Here is a 13146-nt window from a genome sequence, read left to right as displayed (position 1 = left end):
GTCTTTCGGTGGCTGCTGAACCGCGAATGCATCAAGCATTCACGGTGAATCAGCCACGTACCGCAAACCTGCCGGGCCGATTTCATTTAGATTTCACCGGGTAACAGCCTTAAGTGAGACAGGGGATCACAGACACCGCTCTCCCTGCCGGGTCCCCATAGGGCAAGCCCGTACTGAGCGGACCGCTGGTGGGCTGCGCCCTGGTTTTCGGGACAGTCCGCCTCAGCCGTCATCGCTCCCCGTGCCGGCCTTCTCCGGCCCTTAGTCCCCTCCCCAGTATACAAAAGTCATTCCGTTATTCAGTACCGCCTCTTCTTCTGCGCCAGCTCAAGAACAGCCCTGCAGCCAAAATCCCCATCCCCGCGAACAATCCGACATAAAGCCATAGCGGCGTAGGGTCCCCGGTCCGGACAGCAGGAAGATACCGGTATACCGTGGGATGTTTCACAATCGTACGCTTGATCACGATCCTGGTATCCTTGCGCGCCTCAGTCTTCAGATAGACACCCGCATCCCAGGACAGGTCCTCCGGTTTTGTCTCCACATCCAGATAGAAGCTTCTGCTGTAGAACCAGCGCTGCGTGGCCTCCCTGGAAGCATCGGAATCCAGCTCATGGGCGTTGTCCCCGCTGCCCCGGTTGGCAAGCGTGACGTTGTATTTCTCAGGGATCTGGAACCGCACCCTGTAATAATTTTCATCCAGATCATAGAACCGGTAATAGCCGTTGGCATTGGTCCGGGTCTGCGCATACACATACCAGGCATTCTCATTGTCTACCTCCGCGCTTGGACAGATCTCCAGAGCCACCGGTATGTTCGCCACTCCGAACTCCCCTTCGTCCTGGATGCCATTTTGATTCTTGTCATACCAGACGAAATCACCGATCGTCCCTTTGGTCGATATAATGCCCGCATCCCAGGTCAGGTCTTCAGCCCCGTATTCCAGTGTCGGGATCGGCATGGTCACATAACCCAATCCTTCGATTTTGAACATGGCGTCGGAATCGACAGCCGCATCCTCACCCTCTCCAGGGATCGTTACCTTTACACCGTCTGCGAAGTCAAATACTACCCGGTACTGGATTCCATACCGCGTACTGCTCTTCAGATCCGTAAACAGGTATCTGCCGTTTTGATCCGTGGCGGTGGACGCGTAGCTGCTCCACTCTCCTCCATCCATCCTGCTTTGGAGTATCACTTTCACTCCGGCAACTCCCCGTTCATTGGAATCCTGAAGTCCGTTTTTATTCAGGTCATACCAGACATAATCTCCGATCGTGCTGAGCTTATAGGCTCCGGCGTCCCAGGTAGTGTCCGCCGCATCCCTCGGCAGATGGATCACTTCCGTGAACCCCTGGCTCATATCCCCTTCCGCAAATATCTTAGTATCCGAATCCGTGGTCTTGGTGCCCACATTCGGTTTGACAGCGGTATATCCTTTCGGATAGGTGAAATGAATCTGGTAATCTCCTTCCGTCAGCTGGTCAAAGTAATACTTGCCGTCTTCGCCCACCGTCGCCGTGCGGATCGGGCTGCCTTCCCGTATGCCGTTCACCACCTGATACAGATCCACCCTGGTTCCTGGCAGCGGTTTGTAGATGTCCTGCATATCCGTATAATTCTCATCATCAAAGCAGAAACCGCCCAGAGCGCTGTATACCGTCAGTCCGGCATCCCAGCGGTCATCCACGTGGGGGTCAGCCAGCAGCTCCGGGGAAGTGCCGGGCCACAGATGGATCACCTGCGTCTTTCTGATCCTGTCATCTGCGTGGAGCCCGGGTGAAACCACCGCATCCGAATCATAGGCATCCCGGGACGTAACCACATTATCTTCGGTAAACATGTAACGATAAGTATAACCGTCCTCCTTCACCAGCGTGGTCGTATCAAACACCACTACATAATAGCCCTCCGGCAGGTTGTTAAACCAGTAGATCCCGTCCTCCCCGTTTACCGAAGAGGTAACGGCGGTTGCGTAAGGCGAAAGCCCGTCGATGCTGCCATCCGGCCCATCCACCTTATAAAGCTTGACACCTACATTATTTACGCCGGGTTCCGGCTTCTCCACACCATCCACATCGATATAGGTACCCTGCATACCGTCCCGGTTCCAGTCCAGCCAGACCTGATTTCCCAGCCGGAACGGGCGGATAAAGCCCGCGTCCAGAGTCATATTCTCTTCTCCGTATAATTTACCGTCTCTGATCTGCACCGACAGCTGAACATAATCCGTGGCCCCTTTTTCATCGATATCGGAATCTTTGGCCCTGTCTGCGCCTTCATATCTGGTTGTGTTGGAGAAGTCATCCATCATGGCGAAAACTACGCGGTATCGGTAAAATTCTCCGCCCACATAATCGTTCGGGTCTTCTGAGCCCGCGGCGGCACCTTTTTTCAGATAACTGCAGGGCAGATCCGTAAACAGATATTTTCCAACACCATCCGTGGTTGTGGTGGCATAAAGTTTTTCCATGCTGGTTCCGGTTTTGGCGCTTGTAACCGTCTGATACAGGGATACCTTCAGGTTCGGTACCGGTGTGTCCGTATCGTCCTGAAGCCCGTCATTGTTATTGTCATACCATGCGTAGTCACCGATCGATCCTGTAGGCAGCTGAAGTTTGGCTGCCACATCGTTGGATTCCACACGGTCCTCGTTGCCGATACTGTCCGCGATCCCTGTCTCGGCCTGCCGGATCACCGCCACTGCAGCAGTATTTACCATCTGTTTCGTGGCATAGTCCTCGATCTCATCCGCCGTGTATCCCGGTGTTTTCATCGTCAGGGTCATCTGGAAGGAGTCGCCGTATTCCAACAGTGCACTGTCTTTGAATGTGATCTCCATCCCGATGGCGGTAATTCTTCCGGGATCTGAAGGCATGCCTGTGGTCCATTTTCCGCCCCAGTTCTCATATCTGCCGTTTCCGGCATCCAGCGTATCATAAAAGAACGGCATCTCCGCGTACAGATTGCCTGTTCTGGTCTCCCAGCTGTTAGCGGCAGCGGTGTCTTCCACATAATAGTAAAATTTGTAATTCTCAACATTGGCTTTGTCGGGAATATCCATGCTCTCGAACAGCATTTCCTCAAATCCGGCTCCGGACGGGATATCCGTATTCCGGCTGACAAAGGCATTGAACAGATAACTGTCTCCGGTAAATGGCAGAATATCCACCAGACGGATGGTCTTGGCCGGGTTAGGCGAAAAATTGTAGATCGTCATCCGGTAATAAACCTCATCCGTGGGGTTTACGGTGACCGGTTTGGTATAACTCCAGTTCCTGTTGTCCGCGCTGATCTCCTTCACCAGCTGTGTGCCGCTGCTGTCCGTGGTCTGGACGATAACCGGCTCATACAGGTATTCCCTGTTCCCCTGTTCTGTCTGGCCGATGGTGTCATCGATATCCGGATTTTCCTGCATATTGTCCGGGGACAGGAAGCTGGTTCCCAGTTTATTTTCCGCGGAAGCCGGAATCGTATAATTGCTGCTCAAATGGGCCGGCGAGGTGAACTTGATCGCCCCCTGGGGCTTATTGTAGTCAATGATAGCCTCCAGCTCCAGCATAATGCTTTCCCCGGGCGTAAGTTCCACGCCAGGGCCGAATTCGAAAATATATCTGGTGGTATCCACTTCTCCGGTGACCGGCGAACCGTCACTGCCGGTACCTGCGACAGCCTTTACCGTGGTTTCCTTCAGGGTATACTGGTCCACGGGAATCTCCGTATAGCTGGGAGTACCGTGGGCATCCAGGGATTTTTTAATTACCTTGAAGCCATTTCCGGCAGACCCAAAGTTCTGATGCAGACTGGTGTAAGCGGCCAGGTCAAAGGTGAGGACCGGCTGTCTGAATACCGCGTCGTTCGTACTGATATTCTCCGCCGTCACCCGGTAGGCCACCGTGGACCCGGCTGCGAACTGATTCCCGCTGGCGCTTCCGTTGGTGATCATATTTGTCAGCTTCACCGTGGGCATTACCTCTTCTGCCTTCGGTATCAGCGCCGTCACCTGATTGCTTCTGATATCCGCTGTGCTGCCGTTTTCACTTACGCCTTCGCTGTTGTACACTTCTTCCGTCCAGTGCAGGTCCGCACTGTTCACGATCCTGCGCACTTCCGGCAAATCTGCACAAGCCACGGCCTCCCGGCTGTGGAATGTGGCGTTGATGGTGATTCCTTTTTCGGCGTCCGCCAGTTGGAACCCTCTCTTCACATTCTGGTAATGGACACGGATTCCTGTCACCGTTCCTCCCAGGGAATCCAGCGCAAGAGTCTGATCTGCCGTCAGCGGATACACCTGGCCATTGTTATAAGACCTCCATACGGTTTCCCCGTAGAACTGGTATTCCAGCACCGCACCTGCCCTGACGTCAGGGTCCGCATGATAGGCCGCATGTATCGTAACGGAATTATACTGATAATCTTCCCGGTTCGTCCGAGGCAGATCGGTATAGATCTGGCTGCCGTCATTTAGTTTCTGCAGATACTGCAGGGTGACCCGGTTATCAGTAACCGTGAATTCCCGGGCACCCAGAATATTCGCGCCGTCAGCATAGCCCCCCAGGGTGAAGTCCGCTGTGTAATCTTCAAACATCAGGCTGTGTTCTGCCTGCACCTGCGCGGAGGGTACGGTTTCATCCTCATCGGCAATGCTCTTCGTGACCGAACTCACGAAATTTCCCATATCCTTCGTGATCTTCTTGTTCTTAAATGATACGTAGTTGGAAGTTTGGCCAACCACCGGTTCAAAGAACGGATACACCGTGACTTCCTGCTCCGTCGGAAAATAGGTATCATCCAGCGTATAGGAATCAGGCGCCTTCACCTCTTTGACAAGATAGGTGGTCCCCGTTTTCGCCGCATTTAACAGCCTGGTCTTTACCATGCCGTCCCCTCTGGTTACCTCGACACGGTCCACTTCCCGGGTATAGTTTCCGTCTGCATCCTTCGCGTATACTTTAAATATGGCCCCGGTCAGAGGATTACCCGTGTCCCCATCCGTCTTACTGATCAGGACAGCACCTTTGACCGCGTCATTTCCGATCACACCGTCCGCCTGCAAGCCCGGATTGTCTGCCTTTAAGGGCCGGTACAGCAGCTCATCCGTGACGAGCCGGCCGTCCTCCACTGTCACTTGATAGAAATCATCTTCCCGCACTTCATAGCCGTCCGGGGCACTGATCTCATGGATATAGTAGGTGCCGGGGGATACATCCGTCCAGCTACAGGTACCGCTGCCGTCTGTGGTTCTCTCGCTGTCGGGCACTTCCACGTAGTTCATCACGCCATCCGCATAGGAACCTGTATACAGCCGGAAGACAACTCCGCTCAGCATGGTTCTGGCCGATTCGATGGGCTGCCCGTTCTCGTCGTACGAAACCCCCTGTTTTGACACCTGAATCGTGCCCTTGGGGCTGTTGTGGAACACGACCTCTTTCGTAACCCCCTCAACGATGGTAAAATCGAATTCCGTTTGTTCCGGCAGCTGGAACTGCACCCAGGTACCGTCCGCTTTTTGGTAAGAGGGAGCCTTGATCTCCTTTAACCGGTAGCTGCCGGGCTCCAGCATACCAGATTCATAGACAGGGCTGGTCATAGTCAGTTTTTCTTCCCCGTCAATAATCTGGAGCTGATAGGTATGATCTGCCTGTTGTTTATATAACTCAAACTGTGCTCCGGTCAGGCCGTGCAAAGACGCAGGATCGGTTCCATGCTCGCCGTCGTATTTCTTCAGCAGGAATCTCCCTTTATTGGGGACATTCACCACCGGCGTATCTTTATATTTTGTATTTGTTTTGCCGTCCTCCACCTGCACCCAGACGGACGCTGTCTTTCCGCTTTCCGGCGCGAATCCGTCGGGCAGTGCCTCCACCACCTCATACCATCCGGAGGGAAGAGGCTTACTGACGGCTGTCGCAAAATTGGTCGCTACATCCAGCACCGTTTTGATGGTATCCACCGGTGTGTCCCCATCACTATGCTCCACGTTTTCCGCAGCCACACGGTATACCTTGAATTCCACTCCCGGCAGGGACACGGTTACTCCGTTCCACGTAGCCGTCTTTGTAACGGCAAAGTTTCCGTAAGGCATATTGGGGATCGGATTCGGTTCTGCCGTCACGGTCACCTGATCACTGTCCGTGTAGGTAAGAGTGACCGGATATACCGTATCATTCATCTGGTAATTATCCACTGTGGATATCTCACGAAGATAATAAGTCTTTGTTCCCGAGCTTTCCACATGAAGGCCGGTAAACAGATAGCTGCCTGCGGTATTGGTGCTGCCCGAAGCCAGCCGGTTCACATCGTCCAGCGCGTCCTGTTCGGATTCGTAGAGCCCGAAGGTAACCCCGCCAAGCGGACTGTTGGTCTTGCCGTCTGTCTTGAAGATCTGGATCTTAAATTCCTTCCGGTTCGTCACATAGCTCGGCACACTGGTTGTGTAGTCCGTCAGTTTCCCCTGTTCTGCTGCATAAGGCCCGGTATACGTATCTTCCTTAAGGTATCCCGCCGGCGCTTTCGTCTCTTTTACATAATACTCGCCGGCCGGCAGATATCCGGATACGGCAGTGCCGTCTGCGCCGGTTTTAAGGACCGCCCACTTGCCTTCGGAATCCTTTACCCGCTCCCATGCGCCGCCGGTTCCCTTCCGGTAAATATCGAACTCGGCTCCGGCAAGGACTTGATCGGTATTGTTGGCGTCTGTTTTCCTGATCTTGAATTTCCCATAGATCACTTTATTTTCGACCGCCGTACCGTCCGCATTCCGCAGATAAGTGGTCTGACCTATGGCTATGGTTACCGGAATCGCTTTTTTGATCTGCTCCGCCAGTGTGCCCAACGGCTCATATTCCGGATACTGGCTGTTGTTCTTGCCAAGCTTCGTCTCCACGAGCCAGTAGTCTCCGGCATCCAGCTTCCAGCTTGTGATCTTCCCGGCGGTGCCCGTAGTCCTGTATCCGATATAGTTGGCGTCGGTGCAGTCCGCAGTCCTGTCGCCGTTTACATTTTTATATATTCGGAATGTAACGTCCGGCAGAAGTTTCTGCGCATACCAGGCGTCACTCTTCTCCCCGAACACGCCTGATTTTTCCAGGCTTAATATGCCCTGCCTGTTGTTCGTAACCAGGATCGGATCTGCCAGTCCGCCGCCCGCGGCAGCGCCTGCCGCTCCCGTGATTTTGCCGGCTACTATGGAGAATTCCACATCCGCCGCCAGTGTATAACCGGGACAGCTTACTTCCACCAGCCTGTAATCCCCGACAGGCAGGTAATCGGACAGGTAAGTATAATCACCGGTACGCTTGGACTGGAAGGTATAAGTCTTTCCGCCCACCCGGTAATCCTCATAGTCTTTGCCGTTAAACCATTGTACCTTAAAGGTTGCGGACGCATTGGCTACCGGATTTCCCAGATCATTCAGTTTCTTTAACGCGAATTTACCTACTTTGGCAGGGTTTTGGAACTTATGGTCCTCCAGCAGATTCCCGTTATCCTTCCCGTTATCTGTGGCCCCATTGATCTGGCCGGCCCGGATCTCCAGGACCCGGTAGTCCGGAGAGGAAACTGTAATATCTACGATATCCGGTGCTTTCCCTCCTTCGTATTTCGTCTCATCCTTTTCTTCTTCTATTATATAAATGCCTTTCGGCAGCAGAATGCTGGTATAGATCCCGTTGGCATTGGTGTAACCGGAAGCCGACACTTTTTCCGCCTTCCGGTATTTCATACCGTTTCGCTCATAAGCGCCGTTTGCATCTTCGACCGCCTGGTAGACATTATATTTCACACCGTTTACCCGGTATTCCTGCTCACCTGCGGTTCCCTGGTCAAGACTGGTCACTTTGGAGACCTGAAGCTGGCCCAGCTTATAATCCGAGAATACCAGTTCGGATGTGGCATGGCCGTCCTGGTCAACCGTGAGCGTCCGGATCACGGTCTCATCATAATCGTAACCGGCCGGAGGTACCAGTTCTGCAGCGTAATAAGTTCCCTCCTTCAGATCACGGAAGGAAAAACGGCCGCCGGCATCGGTAACTGCCCACTGTACGATCTGTTTCAGATCCGGATCATCCACATAGGTCCCTGCGGTCAGCTTCGCGGCCAGCGCATTTCGGAATGCCGTGTTGGTCCCCGCCCCGTTATCCCACAGATACTGAACCACGGCCTGTGCATCCGCCTGCGTGCGGAACAGACCGAAGTAAGCGCCGGCCACACCCATATTGGTGTCCGCATCCACTTTACTTCCGTCTATCGTCGTTTCCGGGTAATTGACCACCGTTACGGTGGATTCATTCCCTGCTGTCACGGTAATCGGCCCGGTCCACCGTTCCTCCACAAAGTAACCGTCCGGCGCTTTCTGTTCATACAGGTAATACGTGCCGGGACCGATCTCGATCGTCACTGCCGATCCGGTTCCGTCGGTACCGCTCTGCATCAGATATCCGGTATCATCGGAGGAGGCGGATACCCTGACTTTAGACAGCCAGATGTCGCTGCCGCCCACGTTGAACTTCTGCGCGCCCAATGTTCCCTCCGGCACCTGCTGATAGAGGAGGAATTCCGCTCCGTTTAACAGAGCATTGGTCCCATGGCTGCGTTTAAACAGCCGCAGCCTGCCTTTTTCCGAACGGTTGTCTATATTCACCTGATTGGAGCCTGCTATCTCCTCCGACTGTCCGCTTGTAACATGGGCCAGATATATTTGTGCGGAAGCGATATATTGATCCGGCGCAGCTGTTTCTTTTACCCAGTAATCGCCCTCCGGCAGCCATCCCGTCTCCTGTTTGGACGGCATCTGTTCCATACTCCATATGGGGAGATTGGGCTTTGCTGTGTCGGTTAACGCATCATCGGTTAATTTTCTGTAGATCTCTATGGCTGCTCCGGCCAGCGGATATCTACTCTCCCCGCTGGTGACGGTGCCGTCCTCCCCGGCAATCGGGAATGTACCGTATTTGTACAGATAGAGTTTTCCCATCAACCGGTTTGTAAGCGGATGATTCACATAGGTTTTATCGGTTTTCCCGGCTGCTATCGTAAACGGATGAGGCGTGGCATCCACCTCATATCCCTTTGGACTGACGGCTGTCTCCTGCTCGATCAACACATACTCTCCGGGCTCAAGCCATCCCGACACCGCCTGGCCCTCTGCATCGGTAGTCAGCGTACCCAGCGCATCGGCCGCGGTATAATCGTTATCCCCACGCTTTGCGTAGATCAGGAACGTAACATTCTCCAGTCTTTTCGCCGGATCGTTCTCATCGGTCTTCAGAATCCGGACTTTCCCTTTATCCGCACTGTTGTCGATCTGCTCTATATCGGTTATCCCGTAGCCTTCTACATTTTCCCCCGGGGATACCTCGACTTTTACAGGGTCTGCCGGCACCGCGTGGCCGTCCGCCCGGATTTCCTTCAGCCAATAACTGCCGGCCTCCAGGTTCTCCCAGGCCGCCTGGCCGTTTTCTCCGGTTGTGCGCGATCCGGCCAGATTCGCCGGGTCGGAGCAATCCGCTGCGCCGTCGGCCGATACCGCCCGGTACAATTCAAACTGCGCTCCCTGTAAGGCTACCCGTTCAGAACCTTCACAATCCATATTCGAGGTCTTATAGATCTTTAGGGTCCCGTTTGGTATATTTTCAACCTCTTTTTCATAGGTCAGATCCGCCTGCCAGCTGCCGCTGCCACTGGCCGGGATCATAACGGTTACCGGGTCCTGAATCGCCTGATAACCTGCCGGTGTTGTGGTTTCCTTCAGATAATAGGTCTTTCCGGGTTCCAGGTCTTTCCACACACCGATGCCGTTCCTGTCGGTCAGGACCTCTGTGCCGGCCGGCTGTGTACACGCCTCATCCTGGTACAGGGTAAATCCGGCTCCCGAAAGCATGGTATTGGTTACCTGGTCTTTCTTCAGGATCTTCAGGCTGGCCAGCGGTTCGTCCTTTACCTTCACCAGTGTCTGCACATTCCGGCTTACCGCGATACCGGACCCATCGGCCGCGGCATTGCCTCCGCCGTCGACCCCCCGGATCACTTCGATCGTAATGGCATAACCCGCAGGCGCCTCAAGCTCCTTCACATAGTAATTCCCCGGCTCCAGCAGCCCGGACAGCACCGTTCCGTCCGCGCCTGTGATCAGCACATCACCGGCAGCCTGCGTACACGCCGGATCTTTAAATATCTGGAATTTGGCCCCGGCCAATGCCTTCCCTGTATCCGTGGCATCCTGTTTCTGGATTTTGATCTGTCCATACACTGCCGTGTTCACGATCTCCAGCTCAAAATGGACCGAATCTTCCGAGCCCACTGTAAATGGCTGCCTTCCCTGTATCTGCTGATACCCTTCCGGCGCGTTCTTTTCCTCATACCAGTACTGTTTTCCGTTCTCCAGATAGATCTCATTGGAGGTGGAGTGCATGGAAGAATCCAGTTTGGTGGTCAGGGTGCCTAACAGCACGCCTCCGGCAGGGGCATCGTATATTTCAAATACGACGCCGGCCAGATCTTCCTTATATAATCCGGCGACATCCCCCTTTTTGCTGATAGTCACCGCTATTTTCTTCCGGTTGGTAAGCGTTATGCTGTTTACTGTGTTTGCCGATACGCCAAAAGCCGTGACGTCCGCAGACAGCACATAGTTTTCCGGCGCCCCGGTTTCACGGATAAAATATTTCCCCGCTTCCAAAGGCATGGACAGTGCGGTACCGTCTGCGCCGCCTGTTTCCATGACGTAATCACTTCCGTCCGCATTCTGAACCGGCACGGCTCCGGCCGGAAGGGTCGTAACCGCCGCATCATAAGGCCCGTACAAAAGGAACCTGGCACCGTCAAGCTTTTTATTGGGATCTTTTTCATCCGTTTTAATTATTTTAAGCTTTCCTTTTGAGGATATATTCTGGAATACCGGATGTGTGCTGGTGCTTCCCGGATCATGGACAGCCGGATATGTCACGCGGTTGCCGGTCACTGTCACATCGAGCACCCGGTTATCGATCTGATATTCCTTGTTCAGCTCTTCGGACAGGCCGGTTTCCTTTAGCAGGTAATCCCCGGCGGGAACACAATCAAACCTGACTTTTCCGTCACTGCCGCTGACCGCCTGATAGGATTTTCCGCCTGTTTTTTCCGTCAGGGTAAAGACGGCTCCCGAAAGCGCCTGGGTATTTCCCGCCGCATTGAGGCCCTGTTTCCAGAATTCAACGGCTCCCACAGTTTCCGCCATATCCGTTACTTTGAGATTATTCCCTTCCACCACCGCATGTTCTGTCTTATCGATTATTAACGTACCGTCAAGAGCTGCTTCCACTTTCAGCCCCGTACCGTTCGCCAGGAGCGAAAATCCGTCTGGCGCGGCCGTTTCCTTCAGATAATACACGCCGGGCTTCAGTCTCGAAAAAGTTACCCTGCCATTTTCATCGACCGGAGTTTCCGCGCCGGCTGCTGCGGTTCCGCTGATATTATTTGCCAGAACCGTGCAGTCTTTATCTTTATACAGCGCAAACCTGGCCGTACCGTAGGTCTTTTGGGCCGAAGCGTCCAGAAGCCAGGACTGGCCTGCCAAACCGGCATATTTTTCTACCGTAATCGAAGTGCTGCCGCCCTCCGGTTCTTTTTCCCCCAGTTTTAAAGACGCCTGGCTCTCCTTTTGTGCCGGGCCCTGCCCCAGAAGCTGGTAATTCAGACGGGCCGTATTGACCAGATCGTAAATCACCGCCTCCGGCTCATTGGACGGCGTCAGATAAGGGGCCTTTGGATAGCGGACGACGATTGTATAGATGGTTTTCACCGGCGTATTCTCCCGGACATTGGGATACTGGGCGGCCTGTTCCTGCGTCAGCTTATCTATGTAACTGATCTCCAGCGTTTTAATCGTATGATCCGGGTTCTTCCCGATCGTATAGTCCGTACCCGGATTCAGATCCTGCGGCGTGGTGTTCACGGCGGACCTGGCTGTTACAGAACGGACAGACACAGCGCCTCCGCCAAAGGGCAGTCCGGAAGACGGCAATATATCCGTCAGTGAAAAGGACTGCATATCCAGGCGGCCGAACCGGTTCCATTCGCTTTCCCGCAGCCCCTGAGCATTTTCCGAAGCCGTGCTGCTCTGGTTATATACAGTCAGCTCATAGGTGACATCATAGTACTCCCGGTCACCCTCTTCAACCGTTACCACATCCCCCCGGGTCTTCTGCACATCCCAGCCGTCATCCGCGCGTATGACCAGATCCGTCCCATCCGCATTCGGGCTTGCGTCCCGGTCCAGCCGGATAGACCCGGTACTGCCATCCTGCGTAAAATAACTGCTGAAATTAGCCGGTATCTCGAGCTTAGAGCCATCGGCAAAATCGAAGTTTTCTGTCTTTAGCGTCATGGCGATCGTCCGCCCGGTGCCGGTTACCAGTCCCTGCTTTAACTGGAAAAACCAGGTGGTGGTGCCGTCCGCGTTCCGGATCGTACGCTGGCTGCTTACATCATCTCCGCTCCAGGCCACAGGATTGATGCCCTCCGGCAGCGTTACCTTGATGGTGGAGCTGGTATATTTGCCGCCGCCCGGTACATTATAGGAAACTGTGTAGTTTACCGTATCTCCTGCGGTGACTTCTGTCTCGCTGATCGCGGCTGAGAATTCAAAGGTGACTTCCGGAACCGTGTCGAACGTCTGCGCTTCCTGATCTGCACCTGCCTGGTTCTGGGAATCCGTATCCGCTGCAGGAGCCGCCGGCTCCTGCGTGGGAAGCGTATTCTGATCGTTCCCGCCGGAAGGCTCTCCTTCTTGCGACTCGGAAGGTTCCGGCGTTGGCACGGGCTCCGGCTCCTGTGTAGGCTCCGGCTCCTGCGTGGGCTCTGCTCCCGGCTCCCCGGAAGCCTCCGCATCAGGACCCGCCTCCGGCACAGCTATGGGTGTCACCATTGGCTCTGCTGTGGGGATGGGTGTGCTTGCACCCGTATCCGGATCAATACCCGCATCCGCATCACCAGCGCTCTCCTGCGTATCCGTCTGGGTCTTTCCTGTCTCCGGTTCCACAGCCAGCGTGTAATTGCTCGCCGTTACCCATAGAACCGCCACCAGTACAAGAGCCAAAATCCGCTTCCAATAGCTGATTCCGTATCCTTTCTTGTCATGTTTATATCTCATAATCCCGACCTCCCGTC

General features: G+C 54.2%; 1 protein-coding gene. It reads right to left on the bottom strand.

Annotated features, from left to right (window positions below; genetic code table 11):
- Positions 1 to 295: 295 nt before the first annotated feature.
- Positions 296 to 13129 carry a SpaA isopeptide-forming pilin-related protein gene (locus ABC831_RS14625; protein WP_343248848.1) on the bottom strand — a complete coding sequence of 4278 codons (12834 nt, stop codon included), beginning with the start codon at positions 13127 to 13129 and terminating at the stop codon, positions 296 to 298.
- Positions 13130 to 13146: the final 17 nt, after the last annotated feature.

Source organism: Diplocloster hominis (genome assembly GCF_032380655.1).
In the GTDB taxonomy this organism is placed as follows: domain Bacteria; phylum Bacillota; class Clostridia; order Lachnospirales; family Lachnospiraceae; genus Diplocloster; species Diplocloster hominis.
Note: the sequence above shows the minus strand (reverse complement) of the source record. Positions and strands in the feature narration are given on the sequence as shown.

Excerpts from the sequence above, each read along its gene's own strand:
- ABC831_RS14625 (WP_343248848.1), bottom strand. The coding sequence starts at position 13,129 with ATGAGATATAAACATGACAAGAAAGGATACGGAATCAGCTATTGGAAG.